This window comes from Alkalihalobacillus trypoxylicola, from assembly GCF_001590785.1.
Classification (GTDB): domain Bacteria; phylum Bacillota; class Bacilli; order Bacillales; family Bacillaceae_D; genus Alkalihalobacillus; species Alkalihalobacillus trypoxylicola.
Genome location: NZ_LTAO01000011.1, coordinates 1 through 20818, shown reverse-complemented (window position 1 = coordinate 20818; position 20818 = coordinate 1). Strand labels below are relative to the sequence as shown.

Here is a 20818-nt window from a genome sequence, read left to right as displayed (position 1 = left end):
CCCCCATTCTCACTCATTAAAAGTTTTTAGTTATAGACAAGCTATGAATCAACTTATGAAATAAGAACAGAATAGACTTAATTAAACTTCTTCAAAGCGATAAAGAGACATAGGTAAATAGAATACTGTCGTTTTTAAAAGGAAATAATCAAAACGGAAATTCAAAGTTCCTGGCATACATCGTATATGAAGACTACAGAATGTGGTTTTTAAGATGAAAATCGGAGCCTTGTCTTTAGAAAATAAAGGTTTCTCTAGCGCGGTTCCACCTATCTAAGTCTGACTTTTCAACATGTCCTATTCTTTTAAAAAATATTTACATTATATAGTTGACAATCTTAATGAAAGCGCTATAATTAAATTAAGCGTATGGTTTCTCTCCACTCCTATCCATACAATATATTATTTTTAGCGCATAGCTAAAGCCTAACTTGTAAACGCTTACCGTTTCTGGTTAGGTCTTTTTTTTGACTTTACTAGTAAAAAAAACCTACCGGCAACATCCGGTAGGTAAAAGAAACGTTATTCCCTTATGGTATTATTTGGAAAGACTTTCTAGATCCTCAAAGAAATGGGGGTATGAAACGGCAATGGCATCGGTATTTTCAATGGTTAATTCTCCATCACAAATTAAACCTGCAATAGCAAGTGCCATACCGATTCGATGATCTCCGTAGCTCCTAACTGTTGCAGCCTTTAGTGGAGTTGGACCTTCAATAATCATACCGTCATCCGTCGCTCTAATATTGGCACCTAGCTCCTTTAGCTGATGAACAACTGTATCAATTCGATTCGTTTCTTTTACTTTTAATTCTTCTGCATCTTTAATAATGGTTTTCCCATTGGCTTGAGTCGCTAAAACGGCTAAAACCGGAATTTCATCTATTAAACGAGGGATCAGCTCACCTGATATTTCTGTCCCTTGTAAGGAAGAGCTTTCAATGTTTAAATCTGCGATAGGCTCCCCTCCTACGACCTTTTCATTCGTTACGGTTAGCGAAGCCCCCATGGAATGAAGAACATCAATGATACCTGAACGTGTAGGGTTAATCCCAACGGATTGAAGCGTAATGGAACTATTTTGAACAATCGCTCCTGCTACAAGGAAAAAGGCAGCTGAGGATATATCACCTGGAACTTGTATATGCTGAGCTTGCAAGGATTGACCCCCTTCAATTGAAACCGTCAAACCATCCCTTTGAACATCCACACCAAATCCTTTCAGCATTCGTTCCGTATGATCACGAGTTAAAGCTGGTTCCGTAACAGATGTTACTCCTTCACTTTGTAATCCTGCTAATAGTACTGCAGATTTAACTTGTGCGCTAGCTACAGGGGAATGATAATGAATTCCTTTTGTTTTTCCTCCACGAATAGAAAGGGGTGTGTAATTCCCTTCGTCTCTTCCATCAATTTTAGCTCCAAGTTCTTTTAAAGGTTTCGTTACTCTTGACATCGGTCTTTTTGCTATCGATTCATCACCGATGACAATAGAATGAAACGGTAGCGTCGCCAAAATCCCCAGCATTAATCTTGTCGTTGTTCCTGAATTACCAACATCTAATACTTCAACTGGTTCCTTTAAACCTTCAAAGCCTTTCCCTAGGATTTCAACTCTTTCTTCCTTTTGTTCAATTTGTACACCCATTTTACGAAAGCAATCAATCGTGCTTAAACAATCGTCACCTGGTAGAAAACCATCTACCGTCGTTTTCCCATAGGCAATAGCTCCAAACATAACAGCCCTATGCGATATCGATTTATCTCCTGGGATTTTTAAGCTGCCTTCTAATCCATTAGTAATGCTGTGCATTGTTTTATTCATAGAAATCCTCCTTATATAATCGACGTTTCATAAAGTGCTTGTTCAAGACAATTTTTTGCATCTTGTCGGTCTTCTTCAGAACGAAAACTTAACCGAAGGACTCCCATAATATCTTCTCTCGTCTCTAAAATTCGGATATTGGTAATACTTATACTTTGAGTTGCTAAAATACTGGTCACATCTGAAATTACACCTGGGTGGTCAGGTACATCCACAAACAAATCGTAAAAAGCAGGGATGGCACCCTTTGTTCGTTCAGGCATTTGATCCCGAAAAACTTTGGCATCGTCAAAATATTGATAAATAGCTTGCTCATCATTCTGCTCCAAGATTTGCTGCACACCTTTGATTTCTGAAATCCAATTATCTAATAAAGGTAGAAGAACCTCTTTATTATGGATTAATATATCGCGCCACATAACAGGACTAGCAGATGCAATCCTAGTAATATCTCTAAACCCACCTGCCGCTAGTCTTAATAACAAAGGCTGTTCTTCCTCCATTTTAGCTATTTGATTCACTAAGCTAGTAGCGACTATATGAGGAAAATGACTAATCGCACCAGCTAAATAATCGTGTTGTTTTGGCGTCATGTTGATAAATTTCGCTTTTGTTCCTTTTAACCAATTTTGTAATTGAATCACAGAACGATTATCTGTACTCTCCATCGGTGTTAAAATATAAAAGGCGTTCTCAAAGAGGTGCTCTCTAGCTGCTTCAACTCCTGTTTTATGAGAGCCTGCCATCGGATGCCCACCAATAAATGTCACGTGTTCTGGTAGGATTTCAGTTGCTTTACTCACAATATTCGCTTTCGTGCTACCTACATCTGTAATAATAACTCCTTGCTTAAATGATTGATGATTCACTTCTGTTAAAATTTGCTCCGTCTTAGAAACAGGCGTTGCTAATATAATAAGATCAACATCCTTAATTCCATCATCTACGGAATCAACAATCTCATCAATAATTTTTAAAGACTTTGCCACTTTTAATGTTTCATTACTAATATCATAGCCTCGAATCACACAAGAATGCTCTTGCCTTATCGCTAAAGCAATTGAACCACCTATTAACCCAAGTCCTATGATTAACACTTTTTTAGTCATTTTTTCTCCCCTCAACCCAAATACAAATCTTAACTTACTCTAAAAATAGAAGAAAGTGGCTCATCTCCAAAAAGATGATTGCCACTCATTATTTATTTATAACAACCTTGAAATAATAATTACTTCGTTTCCTCTAGGAATGCTTTTAATACTTCTAAAAATACATCGTTTTCTTCTTTTGTACCAATGGTTACCCTTATATAGGTTGGAAAGCCTAATGCTTCTCCTGAACGTATAATCATACCTTTACGCAAGAAATAGTCAAATACATCATTTCCCTTTTTATTTAAATCCATTAATAAAAAATTCGTTTGAGATGGAAAAAATGGAATGTTCTCTTTATCACAAAAATCTACCAATCTTTTTTTCTCTTCTGCATTTTTTTGCACACAATTAGAAATGAAATCCTGATCATCTAACGCTTTTGCAGCAGCAACATGGGCTAGGCTTGTATTATTAAAAGGAGGTCTTACCGGATCCAAAGATTGAATAAAGTGAGGGTGACCAACTCCATAGCCTACTCTTAATGAGGCAAGACCATAAGCTTTTGAAAAGGTTCTTAATATAACCAGATTTTCGTATTCCTTTAGAAGTGGTACTGTCTCTGGGTAATCTTTTGCCTCTACATATTCATAATAAGCCTCATCTGAAACGACCAAAACATGTTTTGGTACTTTTTCTAAAAATGATAGAAATGCCTTTTCCGTCACATAAGTTCCAGTTGGATTGTTTGGATTACAAACCCAAATAATCTTTGTTTGTTCATCGATTACTTTTAACATTTCATCTAGCTGATGAACACCGTCCTTTAATGGAACTTCCTTTACTTCTGCTCCTTCAATAATAGCATTTAATTTATACTGAGAAAAAGTAGGATCCGCTGTTACGATGTTATGCTCCTTGGTTAAAAGAGCACGACATAGCATTTGAATCACCTCATCCGAGCCGTTTCCAAAAATCAACTGATTTTGTTCAACACCAATATGAGTAGCTACTTTTTTTCTAAGAATAGCTGCATAACCATCTGGATAAATGGCTAAACCATTAAGTAATTGAGCAATCGCCTCTTGAGCCAAAAGCGATGAACCATATGGATTTTCATTAGAAGCAAGCTTAATGACACGCTCTAATCCTAGTTCCTTTTTTACTTCATCCATCGGCTTTCCAGGTTTATAAGATGGAAGTCCATGTAATTGTTGTTTTATTCTCATTTTCTTTAGCACCTCAACTCGTTAAAATGTTCGACTAAAAATAAGCGTTCGTTTTTACTCACAGCTACACCGAACTTATTCGGGGGAAATAGCCTTAAAATGTAAAAACGAACTTATTCATTTTTAAAATATGATCTGTCCCTCTCTATGTTACGACGAAATGAGCGAAGAGACAAATGTTTTTATAGTTTGGAGCGCATTTATTCTTTCTTTTGGGTCTTTTAACTGATTTTCTAATGCCCCTATTTCACGTACTAAAGCACTTCCAACGACAACACCATCACTGAATTCATTCATTAATTTAACTTGCTCAGCATTTGAAATCCCAAATCCTACTGCCATTGGTATAGACGTATGCTTCTTTACTGTTTTTAAAAATTCATACACTGCCGGATTTAACTCATCCCGTACACCTGTGACGCCTAAAGATGACACACAATATAAAAATCCTTTAGCCTGCTTAGCAATTTTTTCAATTCTTTCTTTCGATGTAGGTGCCACTAAGCAGATAAGTTCCATGTCATGAGCTTCACAAAGCATCTTCAGCTCAAGGCTCTCTTCTATCGGTAAATCGGGAACTAACACTCCATCGATACCGAATGATGCAGCTTCTTTAACAAATTTTTCTAAACCATATTGTAAAATAGGGTTAATATACGTAAAAATGACTAGAGGAATCGTTAATCCACGATTTCTCATCTCAGGAACAAGCTTCATTGCTTTTCCTAATGTCATTTCAGCTTTCAATGCTCGTTTAGACGCCTCTTGAATAATAGGTCCGTCCGCAAGGGGATCCGAATAAGGGACACCTAATTCCAATACACTTGCTCCTGCCTCTTCTAGAGCTAAGGCAATCTCTATAGTAGCATCTGCACAAGGATCTCCTGCTGTAATAAATGGAATAAACAGTTTTTCATGCTTTTCATAAATAGCCTCAAAGCGATTACTTGTTTTAGCCTTTAAAGTGTTTTTGTAATGTATGGACATCCTTATCCCCCCTACCTGATAAACATACAAGAATACTTTCTTCTTTACTAAGAGCCTTAGCTCTTTCGAATGCTTTCGCTAGTGCATGAGCGCTTTCTATCGCTGGAATAATCCCTTCCTTTTCGGATAAGTATTTTAATGCATCCAATGCTTGTTGGTCTGTAACAGCTTCATAAGATACTTGACCTGAGTGTGCCAAATAAGCATGTTCAGGACCGACACCTGGATAATCTAAACCTGCCGAAATCGAATAAGGCTCCGTTATTTGTCCATGCTCATCCTGCAAGAGATACGTTAGTGAGCCGTGGATAACTCCTTGATTTCCTTTAGTAATCGTTGCAGCATGTTTTTCTGTCTCTACTCCTAAGCCTGCTGCTTCAACTCCAATTAATTGAATTGCATCATCTAGAAAAGGATAAAACATCCCTATTGCATTACTTCCGCCACCAACACATGCTATCACTTCATTAGGAAGCTTTCCTGCTTTTTCAATCATTTGCCTTCTCGACTCATCACCTATTATTCTTTGAAAATTACGGACCATTTTCGGATAAGGATGCGGTCCGACAACCGAGCCAATTAAATAAAACGTATCCTCAGCATTTGCTACCCAATATCGAATCGCTTCATTTGTTGCATCTTTTAACGTTTGACTTCCAGACGTTGCTGGAATTACTTCTGCTCCTAATAATTCCATTCGGAACACATTCAAAGCTTGTCTTTCCATATCCTCTGAACCCATAAATACTTTACATTCTAATCCAAATCTAGCGGCAATCGTTGCTGAAGCGACACCGTGCTGCCCCGCGCCCGTCTCTGCGACAATTTTTGTTTTTCCCATTTTTTTCGCTAGTAAAGCTTGGCCTAAGGCATTATTTAATTTATGTGCCCCCGTATGCAGTAAATCTTCTCTTTTTAGATAGATTTTTGCACCTCCAAGCTCTTCTGAAATATTTTTTGCATACGTTAAAGCTGTCGGTCTGCCAGCATATTCCTTTAGATGATCCATATATTCATTTATAAAATTTGAATCATTCATTGCTTCTTCTAAAGCGGCTTCTAATTCCTCAATTACACTCATTAATGTTTCTGGAACATATTTTCCTCCAAAAACACCAAAGCGACCAGCTTTATCTGGATAGGTTGTTTTCATGTTTATTCATCCTTTCCACTAGTTGTTCTATTAAAGCCATTGATTTCTTGCCTTCTATTTCAACTCCACTAGATAAATCAATCCCGTCAATTGAATAATGAAGCAATCCCTCTACATTATCTGGGTTAATTCCACCGGCAATCAATAAGGGCTGAGATTGTTTTTTTGCTTCATTAAGATAGAGTGGTATCGTACTCCAATCAAAAGATGTTCCTGTCCCACCCCATTGATTTTTGGATTTGCAATCAACAATATAACCGTCTACTAATCCCGCAAAAGAAGCCATATAGTCGACAGCCTCTTTATTTGCGTGAATGACTTTCCAAATAGGGAGCTTTATTTCATTTTTTAACCTTGTTATATAGTCTTTCGATTCATTTCCATGACATTGAACGATATCTATTGGTAATGCTTTTATCGTGTCTTTAATTGTTTCGATTTTTTCATTTACAAATAACGCAACTATTTTTTGGCTAGGTCGTTTGTGCTCTAGCCAATTCTTTACATCCTCAATCGTTACTTTCCGTTTACTTTCAGCAAAAACAAAGCCCATGTAATCCGCTTTACTTCTTAAAGATATATCCACATCTGACTTTGAGTGATTTCCACATATTTTAAGAGAAAGAGCCAATTGATTCCCCTCCAAATAAGGTTAAAATCCCTTCATTTGTATTCTCTTCTCTCATTAAGGATTCTCCAACTAGAACGGCGGATGCACCAGCTCTTTGAACCAAATCAATATCAGCTTTCGTGAAAATACCACTTTCACTCACAAACAGACTTTGTTCTGGAATCATTCGGCTCATTTCAACCGTCTGCTGTAATGAGGTTTCAAAGGTTTTTAGATTTCTATTATTAATTCCAATCATTTTAGGTGTAAATTCATTCAATAATTCTTCTAATTCCTGCTTTGAATGAACCTCAACTAAGCATTCTAGCTTTTTTTCATAAGCATAATCGTATAGGTCTTTCAATTGTTTAATCGGAACGGTATCAACGATTAATAGCATGGCATCTGCACCGATCAGTACGGTTTCATCAACTTGCTTTTTATCTATTATAAAATCTTTTCTCATGACAGGGATGTTAACCACTTTTTTAATGGCTGATAAATAATCACTTGAACCTTGAAAATAAGAAACATCGGTTAACACTGATATCGCATCAGCTCCACCCTTCTCATACTCCTTCGCAATTTGAACAGGGTCGAAGTGTTCACGAATAACTCCTTTAGAGGGTGATGCTTTTTTTACCTCCGCAATTAACCCGACAGAACGGTTTTTATTTTTTAGTGCTTTATATAAAGAATAGTTTGTTACCTCTACCTGATTCGGAAGCTCTAATATCTCAATTTCTTTTTTCTTTGTTTCAATGATTTTCTTAAGCATGTTGTGATTCCCTACTTTCCATTTGTAACTGATGAAAATGTCTTAAAACAGCTTTAGATTCAATTCCTTGCCTTACTAACTCTACACCTTCTTGTATACTAGAAACTTGGTCAGAAGCGTACATGGCAACACCAGCATTTAAATAAACAATATGTTTAGCCGATTCATTCGCTTTTCCATTAAGGATATCTATCATTAGTTTCGCACTTTCTAATGGTGTTTCCACTTGGATTTCATCTAGTTTACCACGTTTCAACCCAAATTGTTCAGGAACGATTTGATAGGAATGACGCTGACCATCTTTTATTTCTACCAAATCTGTATGAGTTGTAATAGAGCACTCATCTAATCCTTCGCCACCCGCTACTATGATAGAATGCTTTGTTCCTAAACGCTGCAGAGCCTCTGCCATTTTATCTATCATATGAACATCATATACTCCCAGCAATTGATGATTGGCATTTGCAGGATTCGTCAATGGACCTAACATGTTAAATATTGTACGAAAGCCTAGTTCCTTTCGAGGTAACGCAGCGTGTTTCATCGACTGATGATAAAGAGGAGCAAAAAGAAAACAGAGATTGTGTTTTTCTAAAAAGTGAGCAGCTGCATCAGGTGTATGCTGAATACTTATTTCTAAATGCTCTAAAACATCCGCACTTCCACTTTTAGATGATACAGCCCGATTGCCGTGCTTTGCTACTTTTAGTCCAAAAGAAGAAAGGACAATGGCTACCGTTGTTGAAATATTAAAGGTTTTTAAAGAGTCTCCCCCCGTCCCACAAGTATCGATAAGCGCATCATGCTGGAATGGGATACTAAGGGAATGCTTTCTCATTGCACGAGCAAAGCCCGTTATTTCATCAACGGTTTCACCTCTATATCTCATAATCGAAATAATGCTAGCTATTTGAGACGATGTTGCCTCACCATTCATAATCGCATTCATCACTTCTTCTGCTTCTTTTTCAGTTAATGTCTGATGATTAAGACAAGTTTGTAAATGCTTTTTTAACATCTTATTTTACCTCCTCATAACCAAACATTTTTTCTGCAATCTGGACAGCTCTTATTAATGCTTTCGCTTTGTTTTGAGTTTCTTCATACTCCAACTCTGCAATGGAGTCGGCAACAATTCCAGCACCTGCTTGGATGTATGCTTTGCCCTTTTCTAATACAAGAGTACGAATTGCAATACAGGAATCAATGTTCCCATCAAATCCTAAATATCCAATCGCTCCGGCGTAGATTCCTCTCTTAGTTGGTTCTAGCTCTTGTAAGATTTCCATAGCTCGTATTTTGGGAGCACCAGAAACGGTTCCGGCAGGAAAAGAAGCCATTAGGGCATGCATTGGCTTATAATCCTCTTTTAATATCCCTGTGACCTTAGAGATAATATGCATAACATGAGAGAATCTCCCAATCTCTAGCAAAGTCGGAGTTTCTACCGAGCCGTACTTTGCGACCCTTCCAACATCGTTTCTAGCTAAATCAACAAGCATATAATGCTCGGAACGCTCTTTTTCATCCTGTAAAAGCTCGGCTGCTAATGCTTGATCTTCTTCAAACGTTTTGCCTCTTTTTCTAGTACCAGCAATAGGATGTATCTCAATTTCTCCATCTTGAACTTGAACGAGTCTTTCAGGTGAGCTTCCGATAATTTCAAGAGAATTAAATTTTAAATAAAATAAATAAGGAGAAGGATTTACCATCCTTAAAACCCGATAAATTTCAAGTCCACTTGATTTCACATCCATTTCAAATCGTTGTGAAAGAACAGTTTGAAATACATCTCCGGCACGGATATATTCTTTAATTTCTTCTACATGAGACAAGAAATCTGTCTTTAAATAATTGGACTGAACTCCTTCAAATGAAACCTCTTCATCCATAATAGGCGTCGTTTTTAAAGATAACCCTCGATTGGGCTGTTCTAGTTGCTCAATCAATTCTTTAATCTTCTTCTGTGAAGCTTCAAATTGAGATTTGACAGACTGATGTGATTGAATAGGCGTATGTACAATGACCGCCAATTGTTTCGTAACATGATTAAAGGCAATGAGCGTTTGACAGACTAAGAATTGGTAATAAGGGACGTTCCTTGACTCTTCAACTGTCTTTAATGAGGGTTCTATTGTTTCAATTGCATCATAGCTCATATAACCTACTGCTCCACCCTTAAACGGCAAAGGCAGATCTAATGGCTGTACATTTAAAAAAGACATCGTTTCTTCATAGGCCGCTTCGAAGGTTGATTGCTGTATTAATTTCTTATTTGTTGTCACTTCATACGTACAAAACTGATTTTGTTCTTCTACTAAATGATAAAGTGGATGAAGTCCAATAAATGAATAATTTGACCAAATTGATGCATCATCATTACTTTCAAGAACAAAACTTACTTCATCCGTTAATTGGTGCACAATTTGAATGGGAGTTAGGCCATCTGCAAAAAATTGTTCCACGACAGGAACGGTTTTATAGACCTTGGCTGCTTCACAAAAATTTTGGTAAGAGGTTTTCATCATAACGGTATTCGCTCCTTCGAGAAGAGCAAAACGAATGAGGACAAGTGAAAGCCATTTTTTAGAGGATTTAACGACTGAATATAAAAAAACCCTATGACCAAATAGGCATAGGGTGATCAAAACATCCTTTGCTCGGCTTGGCTCTACTCAACTATTCTCAACTCGTCTCAACTCAACTAATTCTCATCATATTTTCTAAGCTATACTAAATACTAAATCTAATCTTATCAAACAGTTTAAACCTTTTTGGCTTCGTCCGTCAAGAGCAAATCCGGTCTTAATTGAACAGCATTGTTTAAGTAAATATGATTAATCTGCTCTTGAGGGGTTTGACTATTAACAGTCACCATTATACGTATACATTTTTCTAGACTATTAGGAACGGCGATTTCTCTTGCACACATGACAGGGACATATTTCCATTCAGGAAATCTCCGTAATGCTTTTGCTGGAAAGGTTGAGCTAATATCATCTGTAACCGTAATGAGTACTTGAGCAACATCCTCAGGATTGACCTCATTTTCTTTCACTAATTGCTGCACCATATATTCCGTCTCTTTTAAAATCTCGTCTTCTCGATCTTCCTTTACTGTGGTCGCACCTCTTATTCCCCTTACCATATAAGTCACTCCTCGAGCATTTTTTCTAAATGTTTTAATAGGGTTGATTCTTTTACAGGCATGAGACAAACCTTACCTATTTCTCTCATTAGAACCATGTTTATCGTTCCGTTTTCTGCCTTTTTATCACTTTTCATCGTGTTCAATAATTGTTTTGAATTTAAAATTTTAGGAAGCTCAGTAGAATAACCTAGCTTACTCAACCATAGCTTTAATTCTTGAATAGGTAATGAGCATTTCAATAATTCTTCACTTACATTCATTGCAAAAAGAATACCAATTGTTACAGCTTCTCCATGAGTCATTTTCCCATAACCTAATTCTTTTTCAATAGCATGACCAAGCGTATGGCCTAAATTTAAATACGCTCGTATACCTGATTCTTTTTCATCAGCTTTTACTATGCTCGCTTTTATTTCGATTGAACGCTTCAACATTTCTTCGATGACGATCGGCTCGATGTTTGTTAAGTCTGTAATCTCTTTATGTAGCCAATCAAAAAATAACTCGTCGTTAATTAAGCCATGCTTATAAACCTCTGCAAATCCTGAACGCAACTCTTCAGAAGGCAATGTCGTAAAACATGTCGGATCATAAAGGACCATTTCTGGCTGATAAAAAGCTCCAATCATATTTTTCCCTAAAGGATGGTTAATCGCAACCTTTCCTCCTACACTACTGTCTTGCGCTAATAGAGTGGTGGGGACTTGTATGAAGCGAATTCCTCTCATATAGGTAGCAGCAACAAAACCAGCTATATCTCCAACCACGCCCCCTCCTAATGCAACGATTAAAGAATGGCGGTCTAATTGTGATTGAAGAGCTATTGTTAGCAAACGCTCATATTGTTCAAAAGACTTTGAAGCTTCTCCGCTTGGTATAATTCCTTCATAGATTTTCAAATGATTTAACGATTGCTTAACAGAATCCAAATAGAGCTTCTCAACAATCGAATCTGTAATAATAAAAAGACTAGTTGGCTTTTTTTCTAATTGAGCGATATAGGTAGCAAGTTCCTTTATAATCCCTGATTTTACAAAAACCTGATAGGTTTTAGAGGGAGCTTCTACTTGAATCACTTGCATTAGAATTTCCTCGCAGCATCGTTGTGCTTTTCAATATTATCTTTGATTACATCAACTTGATCAGAACCAAAGGTTTCTAATAATGCTTTTGCCACTTCCCAAGCGACGACTGCTTCTGCTACAACAGATGCCGCTGGAACTGCACAGCTATCTGAGCGTTCGATGCTTGCTGCAAATGGCTCCTTCGATTCAATATCAATACTTTGTAATGGCTTATATAAGGTTGGTATAGGCTTCATCACACCACGAACAACGATCGGCATTCCATTGGTCATACCGCCTTCAAACCCACCGAGATGATTGGTTTTTCGAGAATAGCCCTTTTCTTCATTCCATGTAATTTCATCATGAACCTCACTACCAGGTTTGCTAGCGGCTTCGAATCCAATTCCAATCTCAACACCTTTAAATGCATTAATACTCATAATTGCCGCTGCAAGCTTAGCATCTAATTTTCGGTCATATTGAACATGACTACCCAACCCAATCGGAGCACCCGTCACTACCACTTCAACGATTCCGCCAATAGAGTCACCAGCTTGTTTTGCTTCATCAATTTTATTCATCATGGCTGTCGATGCTTCTTCATCCAAGCAACGAACAGGCGAAGCCTCTGAACGCTCCTGCAAATCCTCAATGGATTGATATTGGGTATGTTGTGCCTTCACACCACCAATCTCTAAAACATGACCTCCAACCTTCATTCCAAAAGTGGATAATATTTTTTTCGCTACTGCCCCTGCGGCTACTCTAACGGTCGTCTCACGAGCAGAAGAGCGTTCTAGAACATTTCTCATATCACGGTGTCCATATTTAATGGCTCCATTTAAATCAGCATGACCTGGTCTAGGTCTAGAAATCTTTCTTTTAACCTCTTTTTCGGCACCTTCAGGCAAAGGCTCCGCTCCCATTACTTTTGTCCAATGTGTCCAATCTTTATTTTCAACGACTAAGGCAATAGGCGCACCCGTTGTTTTTCCATGTCGAACACCACTTGTAATTTGGACTTGGTCTTTTTCAATTTGCATTCTTCTTCCGCGACCATAGCCTCCTTGACGTCTTTTCAGTTCCGTATTTACATCTTCAGCTAATAATTCTAATTGTGCAGGAATTCCTTCGATAATCGTCGTAAGCTGTGGTCCGTGTGATTCTCCAGCTGTTAAATATCTCATTGTATTTCGCCTCCACTACATTCAAATCTCTTTATCACTTTTATGCGTTAAATTATAACATGTTTTTGTCATTTTGTATTGCTCTTTTACGGTTTCGTTCTAAATTATTTAGCCATTTTATCAAAAATAACTGTTTTCATCTAAATCATTTTCTCTTTTTTCTGATAATACTTCTATCAATTTAGATTATTTTTTTATAGAAAAAAGTTTCCTCTGCTTCTAAATTATATTTTTTGCTATGAAAGATTTGTTCGGTGCTCCCTACGAAAAGAATTCCTCCTGGCTTCAATGCCTTGCTAAACTTTAAGTAGAGCTGGTGCTTTGCTTCCTCTGTAAAATAAATCATAACATTTCGACAGACAATCAAATCAAAGTGACTATCGAAAGGATCAGCTAATAAATTCTGTTTTTTAAAAGTAACGCTTTTCATTAATGATTGGTTTAATTGATAGCCTAAATCCTTTTTTTGAAAGTAGCGGTCTAAATGTATGTTAGGAACATTTTGAACGGCTTTTTCTAAATAAAAACCTCTCTTTGCCTGCTCTATAATATTTTGATCAAGATCGGTAGCTAATATCATATTTTCTTTTAATGGTAAAAATTCTGATAGGAGCATGGCAATCGTATAAGGCTCTTCACCTGATGAGCACGCTGCACTCCAGACTTTTAAGGAATTTTTATTACTTGTTTTTAGTATTTCAGGAAGGATAGTAGATTTTAAAATTTCCCAACGTGAGGGATTTCGATAAAATTCTGAAACGTTAATCGTCATCCGGTCTAAAAATTCATCTAATAATCCTGGTTTCTGCTTCATCGCTATAAAAAAATCTGCAAAAGTCGAAAATCCATGCTTACTTTTTAGAGTAGTTAATCTTCTTTTCATCTGAGTCTCTTTATATTGATGTAAATCAATATTAGTAGCTTTATAAATGTTCTGAATAAATTGCTCGTAATCTTGTTCCATATGACTCTCCTCAAGTTTGTACTACTCATTATCATAATGCTTCCTAGTCATGAATACCAGTAACTTTCTTATAAGAATAGCCAAATATATGAAAAACCTCTTCTTTTCCTAGGAGAAAAAAAGAGGTTAAATCCGTTTCTACTATTTCATCAGGTTATAAACCTACGAAAAATTACACTAACTCATCTTCTTTAAAGAAGATCGCAATTTCGCGCTCAGCACTTTCGGGAGAATCAGAGCCATGAATAATATTCTGGGCCATAACAGTTGCATAATCTCCACGAATCGTTCCAGGAGCTGCATCGATAGGATTGGTTGCTCCCATCATTAACCGAGCTGTCTTTATGACATTCTCACCTTGCCAAACCATAGCAAAAACAGGTCCAGAAGTAATAAATTCTACTAAATCTCCAAAGAAAGGACGCTCCTTATGCTCTGCATAATGCTTCTCAGCCATTTCCTTCGTAATGACAGTTAACTTTGCTCCGACTAACTCGTAGCCTTTTTTTTCAAAGCGAGTAACAATTTCACCGATTACATTTCTTTTTACTCCATCAGGCTTCACCATCAAATATGTACGTTCCATACCAAAATTCCTCCAGTCATTAAACATCTATGTATCGATATATAGTATATCAAACAAATAAAGCGCTCTCAATTTATTTTTTAAGTGAGTAACCTATGTACTCACCTATCCTTAAAATTTACGGCGACCTATATAAGAGGCAATCTCCATCAAATGTTTTTTTGCTTCTACATCAGGTAATAAATCTAAGCAGGTATAAGCTTTTTCTAAATAATGATCACTTAATTTTAAAGAGTATTCTATTCCACCAGATTGAATAATTTTATCAATAAAAAAACCAATCTGATGTTCTGACATATATTTGTTACAAAAAGCCTGTTCAAGCTCTTTTTTTAATGGTGTATCCGTTTGTATAGCATAAAGTGCAGGTAAAGTTACATTTCCCTGTAATAAATCTCCACCAGCCGGTTTACCAAGCTCTTTTTCTGTCCCCACAAAATCTAGAATATCGTCAGTAATTTGGAAAGACATTCCTACATAATAACCAAACCAGTATAATTGCCTTTGAATATCGGGATTGACTTTTGCCGCCATCGCACCTAACTGACAGCTAATTGCGATAAGTAGTGCGGTTTTTCTTTTAATTCTTCTTAAATAGCCCCTTAAATTTTGTTCTAAGTTAAATTGGTCGCGTATTTGCTCAATTTCCCCTAGACAAATTTCTACCATCGCTTTTGAAATGACCTGATGAATAGAAGGTTCTGAAAAAAAAGTAGTCGTTTCAACCGCATTTCCAAAAATAAAGTCCCCCGTATACATGGCAACTCGATTATCCCATTGTGATTTCACTGTTTTGATGCCTCTTCTTAATTCAGCATCATCTATCACATCGTCATGGACAAGAGAGCCCATATGAATTAATTCTAACGGAGCAGCAATATGCTTTAATTCATTAATTTGATAGTTTCCAAACTTTGCTGCAAGCAGAACAAATACAGGTCGAATTCTCTTTCCTCCTGCTCTGAGTAAATGTACAGAGGATTTATTCAATACCGGATTCGTCGCCTGAACTCTTTCTTCTAGCTCTTTTTCAATAAATTGAATATCCTCTACAAAATTTAAATAAATATCAGCTAAGTTCATTTGCATCACCTTGCTTAGTCAGTTTGTCTTTCCTGTTACATTTTCCATCATATTCAATTGATGAACCGGCTGATGTAAATAACCTAATTCATAACATAAATCAAAATAATGTAGAAGACCCTTTTGTTCCTGTTCCGAGAAATCGTATGTCAAACCGTGAAAGTATTTTTCCCAAAAAGCCTGACTTCCACTGTAATCTTGCTTTATTTGATTAATCATTGGTTTAAAACCATCTTGAAACGATTGCTGTTTACTTATTAGCATTTCTTCATATAATTGTTCAATCTTACTTTGTTGATGTTCAATCGTTTCATTTCGTACCGCTATAACGGCAAATGTCATGGGTAAAGAAGTAAATTTATACCAAAGCTGACCTAAATCATATTGATAAATATCTTCTTGTTTGTTCCAGCTAGACATAATCGCATCATCGCCAATTAACAAGCAAGCATCATTTTTATTTAACATACGCTCATAGTTAGGCTCCATTATTTCATATGAGACATCTAATTCGTAGAATCGTTTGAGTATGATTTTTAAAAGATGTACAGTGGTCGCAGAACTAGATGTTAAAGCGATTGATTTTTTATGTAATTGTTCAATAGGTACTTTTGAAAATAAAAATAAGGATCGCACATCTCCATATGAAGATACAGATAAATTAGGTAGCAATGTATAATGATGTTGATTTTCGCCATAAGCAAAGCTTGATATCCCACCAATATCTATTGTTCCAGCTGCCATTGCAGCGTTTAATTGGGCAGGAACTTGTGGAATAAAAGAAAAACCATCTTGATTTAAGGTTTGTTTATTTAGATAGTGAAAAAGCGGCGATATATTCGTATAAGAAATCTCACCTATGCGAACAGTCATTTTCTTTACCTTCTTTCTAATTGAGTGAATTTCATAATGGCTCTATAAACGAATAAAACCGAACGTTTCTTATAAAATATGATTTAAACGTTTGCGACTTAACTCCTTGATTGAAACGGTAGGTAGTGACTCCCAAAGGAGCAGCGCAGTCTGAAGATCCACTCTGACGAAGATTTGCGTATTTGCGTAGTCAGAGTTAGCTGAAGACAAGCCCTTGGGAAAGCATCTACCTAAAGTGAAAATCAAACCCCTAATCGTCCGGTTTTCATTATAAGATATGAAGGATGAAATGGGTTTAAGTGAATAAAACCAAACATTCATTATAAAAATGTCTTAAATGTTTGAAAAATTACTTGTTGATTGTAACGGTAGGTAGGGACTCCCAAAGGAGCAGCGCAGTCTGAAGATCCACTCTGACGAAGATCTGCGGTAGTCAGAGTTAGCTGAAGACAAGCCCTTGGGAAAGCATCTACCTAAAGTGAAAATCAAACCCCTAATCGTCCGGTTTTCATTATAAGATATGCATGATGAAATTGATTCAATTGAAGCTTTTTTTACGATTAAAGAAATAAAACATCTCCAATGGCAAATAAAAACAGTTGTACACTTAATATTCCATTCATGGTGAAGAAGGCAACATTCAATCTAGACATATCTTTAGCAGAGATAATAGAATGCTCATATACCATAATAGCACCCGCTATTAATACCCCTATTAAATATAACCAACTCAAAGGAGTAAAAAAGTAAAGGGATAAAAAGGCTAAGAAGCTAATAATGTGAAGTCCCTTTGCTATCCTTAATGCCTTAACTAATCCAAAACGACTTGGAATGGAGTAAACTTTGTACTCTTTATCGTAATCTAAATCTTGTGTAGCATAAATAACATCAAATCCAGCTGTCCACATTGAAACGGCGATAAATAATATAAATGCAGCAAGCGTTAATGTCCCTGTTGCCCCAACCCAGCCACCTAGGGGTGCAATCGCAATTGTAAAGCCTAGTATAATATGACATGCCCATGTAAATCGTTTCGTATATGAATAAATAACTAAAAAGAAGACGGCAATTGGTAAAAGATACACGGCAAGCATATTTAATTGAAAGGCTGAAACAAATAAGATAATAAATGAGATGATAATAAAAATCATAACCTCAAGCTTTGATATTAAACCAGCAGGAATGGCCCTACTTTCGGTTCTTGGATTCCTCGCATCTATTTTAGCGTCTATTACTCGGTTTAATCCCATTGCTGCACTTCTTGCTCCAACCATAGCTAGTGTAATCCATATCCATTGGGATATAGAAGGCAAAGATCCTTGAATGATTGCACTCCCCAAAACGGCCCCAAAAAAAGCAAAGGGTAAAGCAAATAAAGTGTGTTCAAATTTGATCATTTCTAAGATGATTTTAACTTTTTTAATCACATTGATTCCCCATTCTTTTCTACTTCATCCGGCTTATAACCAAGGTGCATAGCTGCTACTCCTCCGGTAAAAGATTGTACTTCTACTGGTGAAAAACCAACTTCTTCAAATAAGCGCTTGAGCTCATCTCTACCGGGAAAGGTTTGCGTCGACTCATTTAACCAAGAGTACTCTTTATAGCTTTTAGCCAATAACTTTCCAAATAAAGGCATGATATTTCGGAAATAAAAAAAGTAGAGCTGTTTGAATACAGGAATAGTCGGTTGTGATGTTTCTAGACATACGACCATACCACCAGGCTTTACAACGCGATACATTTCACTTAATACTTGTTTATAATCAGGTACATTCCTTAAGCCGAAACCAATCGTTACATAATCAAATTGTTGATCTTCATAAGGAAGTTCCATCGCGTTCCCACAAACTAGATTAACTTGTGATAATTGTTTTTCTTCTACTTTATTTTGACCGACCTTTAGCATATTCTCACTAAAGTCTAAGCCTTCCACTTTCCCACTCACTCCAACCTCTTCAGCTAAAGCAATCGTCCAATCAGCTGTACCACAGCAAACATCTAGAGCTGATTGCCCTTTTTTCACATTCATACGGCGCATTGTCGCTTTGCGCCATGATTTATGTCTTTGAAAACTAATAACAGAATTCATCGTATCATATCTCTCGTAGATTGATTGAAAGACTTGATGAACTCTTTCTTCTTTTGACTGTGTCATAGAATTCACCCTTCTTCTGCCACTTTATTATGATATAAGGTCGTTGTATCAAGCCGTTCCAAACATTCTGCAAATAGTCCATCAAAGCTCGATAGTTCTTGTCCTTTTTTTATTAAAGACGCTTTCAAGTTTTCGACCTTTGACTCAATAATGGTTTCAATTTCTTTATTCCCATATGCATCTATATACGCCTTCATTAGAGGACGCTTTAGCCCTTTTTTTCGGTCCTCATTTTCTGCTAATAGTCTTTTTAGAAAGAAAAATTCATCGACAACAGAAATCCATTTAATTTCTGAAAAATATCCAGCTATATTTTGTAATAATTTAGATTCAATAGCGGATACTTCTTTTTCAAACTCTTCTATATTTCCGTTGTATAGCGAGCCTTTTTCATAAATATTCATTTTACTTTCATTGATTTCTTGAATAGAACGACTAAATATTTGAATCATAGGAATGCATTTTTCTTTTGCTAAGAGATTATAATATAAGCTACTATAATAATCACCCGCTAGCACCGTAAGTTGTCTTTCTTTTTTCACGGTATCAGATTGAATTTTATGAAGGGAGACTTTTTCATGAATATCTAAAGCAGCTTGCAATAATAGTGCTGATAGAGTTACAAGCTTTGCTTTTTTCACGGAAAAATGTTGAGAGAGCATCGCAAATAACAAAGAAAGTTTATCCTCATCCATTTGAGGCGTTTTTATGTATTGATTTAAGTATGGATGTTTTGTGAAGTCGAGAAAGCTTTGCTTAATCTCATATATGTTCTCATTTACCTGTTTCATATTAACCATAAATAGTCCCCCAAATTTAAATCCAACCATGCTGTTTTTTGTCGATTTTGAACGAAGCTGTTTTTTTTAAACCGCATACTATTATAGCATAGTTTTAGAAACCGGACTAATAAAAAAAGGTAGTGCTCTGCGTGAATTCAACTATGTCCAACATAAAAAAGCAGGAATTCCTGCTTTTTCATGTTAGGTATTTGTATCATACTTTTATTTTCTTTATTAGTCTTCTGTATCTATTGTTCCATGACTTGTTTGAATCGTTGCTTTTCCACGGATTTTAATAGCTGAAGTATGCTCAGTAAATTGAGCAATCATCACTTCTCCTTTGTCAAGCTTTTCAGAATGATGAAGTCTAGTATCCGTACCTCTTGTCAAACCATAAACACTTACTCCATTTTCTTTTGCTTTTATGACAATACTTTCACTTTGATTACTCATATCTATGCTCTCCTTTACTAAGCTCAGCCTTTTATATGACTTATTACTTCTGCACGAAGTTGAGCATCTTCCGCATAAACACCTCTTACAGCAGATGTAACCGTTTTGGCTCCTGGCTTTTTGACACCTCTCATTGTCATACACATATGCTCGGCTTCGATTACGACAATCACTCCATGAGGGTCTAACGATTCTATCATAGAATCGGCAATCGTCGCTGTAATTCTTTCTTGTAATTGTGGTCTTCTAGCAACAGCCTCAACTGCTCTTGCTAATTTACTTAGACCAGTAACCTTTCCACCTCTTGGTATGTACCCGATGTGTGCATGTCCAAAGAAAGGTACTAGATGATGTTCACACATTGAAAAGAAAGGAATATCTTTTACTAGTACGAGCTCTTCATGGTCTTCACCAAAAATGGTTTTAAAGTGCTCTTTCGGGTCTTCATTTAAGCCTTGAAATACCTCTGCATACATTTTTGCTACTCTTTTAGGTGTATCCTCTAAGCCTTCACGTGTTGGATCTTCTCCGATTGCTTCCAAAATCATTGTGACAGCTTCTTGTATTTTTTTATAATCGACTGATTGCAACTTTTCTGCCTCCAATTTTCCATGATCAATGCTTCTTTTAAATTAAGAAACCATACCTAAATATTAGCACATTGTTTGAAAAGAAAGCAAAGAGGAACTCCGTTTTTCTTTCTGTTGTATATGCTTTCCCAATGAATTTCTTTTACATCCAAAATCAAAACCACCCGTGGTAACGGGTGGTTTGCTCTGCGGCTAGAAGCCTCTCTTACCGGCCTCGGCCTTAAAGGCCCACTGAATAGGTCTCCCGCTTG

Annotated in this window: 21 protein-coding genes; all 21 read right to left on the bottom strand. The window is 36.5% G+C overall.

Annotated features, from left to right (window positions below):
- Positions 1 to 538: 538 nt before the first annotated feature.
- Complete coding sequence (aroA, locus tag AZF04_RS06900) at positions 539 to 1825, bottom strand: 3-phosphoshikimate 1-carboxyvinyltransferase (RefSeq protein ID WP_061948109.1); 1287 nt, start codon at positions 1823 to 1825, stop codon at positions 539 to 541.
- Between the two features lie 11 nt (positions 1826 to 1836).
- Positions 1837 to 2934, bottom strand: coding sequence for a prephenate dehydrogenase (locus AZF04_RS06895; protein WP_061948108.1), 1098 nt, complete (start codon positions 2932 to 2934; stop codon positions 1837 to 1839).
- Positions 2935 to 3053: 119 nt separating this feature from the next.
- Positions 3054 to 4145, bottom strand: a complete 1092-nt coding sequence (hisC, locus tag AZF04_RS06890) for a histidinol-phosphate transaminase (protein ID WP_061948107.1) — start codon at positions 4143 to 4145, stop codon at positions 3054 to 3056.
- Between the two features lie 150 nt (positions 4146 to 4295).
- Positions 4296 to 5132, bottom strand: coding sequence for a tryptophan synthase subunit alpha (trpA, locus tag AZF04_RS06885; protein WP_082795275.1), 837 nt, complete (start codon positions 5130 to 5132; stop codon positions 4296 to 4298).
- Positions 5098 to 6285 (bottom strand): tryptophan synthase subunit beta, encoded by a 1188-nt coding sequence (gene trpB, locus AZF04_RS06880; protein WP_061948106.1) that lies wholly within the window; start codon positions 6283 to 6285, stop codon positions 5098 to 5100. Before trpB ends, trpA begins: the two co-directional genes overlap by 35 nt.
- A complete protein-coding gene (locus tag AZF04_RS06875) occupies positions 6263 to 6916 on the bottom strand; it encodes a phosphoribosylanthranilate isomerase (protein WP_061948105.1) in 654 nt (217 codons plus the stop codon). The genes trpB and AZF04_RS06875 overlap by 23 nt, the downstream gene beginning before the upstream one ends.
- On the bottom strand, positions 6900 to 7673 hold the full coding sequence (gene trpC / locus AZF04_RS06870; RefSeq protein WP_061948104.1) for an indole-3-glycerol phosphate synthase TrpC: 774 nt from the start codon (positions 7671 to 7673) through the stop codon (positions 6900 to 6902). Before trpC ends, AZF04_RS06875 begins: the two co-directional genes overlap by 17 nt.
- Positions 7666 to 8691 carry an anthranilate phosphoribosyltransferase gene (gene trpD / locus AZF04_RS06865; protein WP_061948103.1) on the bottom strand — a complete coding sequence of 342 codons (1026 nt, stop codon included), beginning with the start codon at positions 8689 to 8691 and terminating at the stop codon, positions 7666 to 7668. The genes trpC and trpD overlap by 8 nt, the downstream gene beginning before the upstream one ends.
- A gap of 1 nt (position 8692) precedes the next feature.
- A complete protein-coding gene (gene trpE / locus AZF04_RS06860; RefSeq protein ID WP_174522653.1) occupies positions 8693 to 10201 on the bottom strand; it encodes an anthranilate synthase component I in 1509 nt (502 codons plus the stop codon).
- Positions 10202 to 10437: 236 nt separating this feature from the next.
- Positions 10438 to 10821: a chorismate mutase gene (aroH, locus tag AZF04_RS06855; RefSeq protein WP_045484090.1), complete on the bottom strand. Its 384-nt coding sequence runs from the start codon at positions 10819 to 10821 to the stop codon at positions 10438 to 10440.
- A 5-nt stretch (positions 10822 to 10826) separates the two neighbouring features.
- The gene (gene aroB / locus AZF04_RS06850; protein WP_061948102.1) at positions 10827 to 11906 is read right to left on the bottom strand and encodes a 3-dehydroquinate synthase; all 1080 of its coding nucleotides are present in this window, start codon (positions 11904 to 11906) and stop codon (positions 10827 to 10829) included.
- Positions 11906 to 13078: a chorismate synthase gene (aroC, locus tag AZF04_RS06845; RefSeq protein WP_061948101.1), complete on the bottom strand. Its 1173-nt coding sequence runs from the start codon at positions 13076 to 13078 to the stop codon at positions 11906 to 11908. The genes aroB and aroC overlap by 1 nt, the downstream gene beginning before the upstream one ends.
- A 181-nt stretch (positions 13079 to 13259) precedes the next feature.
- On the bottom strand, positions 13260 to 14042 hold the full coding sequence (locus AZF04_RS06840) for a CheR family methyltransferase (protein WP_061948100.1): 783 nt from the start codon (positions 14040 to 14042) through the stop codon (positions 13260 to 13262).
- Between the two features lie 172 nt (positions 14043 to 14214).
- Positions 14215 to 14628, bottom strand: a complete 414-nt coding sequence (gene ndk / locus AZF04_RS06835; protein WP_061948099.1) for a nucleoside-diphosphate kinase — start codon at positions 14626 to 14628, stop codon at positions 14215 to 14217.
- A 111-nt stretch (positions 14629 to 14739) separates the two neighbouring features.
- On the bottom strand, positions 14740 to 15711 hold the full coding sequence (gene hepT, locus AZF04_RS06830) for a heptaprenyl diphosphate synthase component II (RefSeq protein WP_061948098.1): 972 nt from the start codon (positions 15709 to 15711) through the stop codon (positions 14740 to 14742).
- An 18-nt stretch (positions 15712 to 15729) separates the two neighbouring features.
- Complete coding sequence (locus tag AZF04_RS06825) at positions 15730 to 16584, bottom strand: menaquinone biosynthesis protein (RefSeq protein ID WP_061948097.1); 855 nt, start codon at positions 16582 to 16584, stop codon at positions 15730 to 15732.
- Between the two features lie 560 nt (positions 16585 to 17144).
- Complete coding sequence (locus AZF04_RS06820) at positions 17145 to 18011, bottom strand: UbiA-like polyprenyltransferase (protein ID WP_082795438.1); 867 nt, start codon at positions 18009 to 18011, stop codon at positions 17145 to 17147.
- On the bottom strand, positions 18008 to 18742 hold the full coding sequence (locus AZF04_RS06815) for a demethylmenaquinone methyltransferase (RefSeq protein WP_061948096.1): 735 nt from the start codon (positions 18740 to 18742) through the stop codon (positions 18008 to 18010). Before AZF04_RS06815 ends, AZF04_RS06820 begins: the two co-directional genes overlap by 4 nt.
- Before the next feature lie 5 nt (positions 18743 to 18747).
- The gene (locus tag AZF04_RS06810) at positions 18748 to 19542 is read right to left on the bottom strand and encodes a heptaprenyl diphosphate synthase component 1 (protein ID WP_061948095.1); all 795 of its coding nucleotides are present in this window, start codon (positions 19540 to 19542) and stop codon (positions 18748 to 18750) included.
- Positions 19543 to 19758: 216 nt separating this feature from the next.
- Entirely contained in the window at positions 19759 to 19977 is a 219-nt protein-coding gene (gene mtrB, locus AZF04_RS06805; RefSeq protein ID WP_045484109.1) for a trp RNA-binding attenuation protein MtrB, read from the bottom strand.
- A 23-nt stretch (positions 19978 to 20000) separates the two neighbouring features.
- Positions 20001 to 20567 carry a GTP cyclohydrolase I FolE gene (gene folE, locus AZF04_RS06800; protein WP_061948094.1) on the bottom strand — a complete coding sequence of 189 codons (567 nt, stop codon included), beginning with the start codon at positions 20565 to 20567 and terminating at the stop codon, positions 20001 to 20003.
- Positions 20568 to 20818 lie beyond the last annotated feature (251 nt).

Excerpts from the sequence above, each read along its gene's own strand:
- trpA (WP_082795275.1), bottom strand. The coding sequence starts at position 5,132 with ATGTCCATACATTACAAAAACACTTTAAAGGCTAAAACAAGTAATCGC.
- AZF04_RS06810 (WP_061948095.1), bottom strand. The coding sequence starts at position 19,542 with ATGGTTAATATGAAACAGGTAAATGAGAACATATATGAGATTAAGCAA.
- aroB (WP_061948102.1), bottom strand. The coding sequence starts at position 11,906 with ATGCAAGTGATTCAAGTAGAAGCTCCCTCTAAAACCTATCAGGTTTTT.
- mtrB (WP_045484109.1), bottom strand. The coding sequence starts at position 19,977 with ATGAGTAATCAAAGTGAAAGTATTGTCATAAAAGCAAAAGAAAATGGA.
- trpC (WP_061948104.1), bottom strand. The coding sequence starts at position 7,673 with ATGCTTAAGAAAATCATTGAAACAAAGAAAAAAGAAATTGAGATATTA.
- trpE (WP_174522653.1), bottom strand. The coding sequence starts at position 10,201 with ATGATGAAAACCTCTTACCAAAATTTTTGTGAAGCAGCCAAGGTCTAT.
- hepT (WP_061948098.1), bottom strand. The coding sequence starts at position 15,711 with ATGAACTTAGCTGATATTTATTTAAATTTTGTAGAGGATATTCAATTT.
- AZF04_RS06815 (WP_061948096.1), bottom strand. The coding sequence starts at position 18,742 with ATGACACAGTCAAAAGAAGAAAGAGTTCATCAAGTCTTTCAATCAATC.
- AZF04_RS06840 (WP_061948100.1), bottom strand. The coding sequence starts at position 14,042 with ATGGAACAAGATTACGAGCAATTTATTCAGAACATTTATAAAGCTACT.
- aroA (WP_061948109.1), bottom strand. The coding sequence starts at position 1,825 with ATGAATAAAACAATGCACAGCATTACTAATGGATTAGAAGGCAGCTTA.
- aroH (WP_045484090.1), bottom strand. The coding sequence starts at position 10,821 with ATGGTAAGGGGAATAAGAGGTGCGACCACAGTAAAGGAAGATCGAGAA.
- aroC (WP_061948101.1), bottom strand. The coding sequence starts at position 13,078 with ATGAGATATTTAACAGCTGGAGAATCACACGGACCACAGCTTACGACG.
- hisC (WP_061948107.1), bottom strand. The coding sequence starts at position 4,145 with ATGAGAATAAAACAACAATTACATGGACTTCCATCTTATAAACCTGGA.
- ndk (WP_061948099.1), bottom strand. The coding sequence starts at position 14,628 with ATGGAACGTACATATTTGATGGTGAAGCCTGATGGAGTAAAAAGAAAT.
- trpD (WP_061948103.1), bottom strand. The coding sequence starts at position 8,691 with ATGTTAAAAAAGCATTTACAAACTTGTCTTAATCATCAGACATTAACT.
- AZF04_RS06825 (WP_061948097.1), bottom strand. The coding sequence starts at position 16,584 with ATGACTGTTCGCATAGGTGAGATTTCTTATACGAATATATCGCCGCTT.
- AZF04_RS06895 (WP_061948108.1), bottom strand. The coding sequence starts at position 2,934 with ATGACTAAAAAAGTGTTAATCATAGGACTTGGGTTAATAGGTGGTTCA.
- trpB (WP_061948106.1), bottom strand. The coding sequence starts at position 6,285 with ATGAAAACAACCTATCCAGATAAAGCTGGTCGCTTTGGTGTTTTTGGA.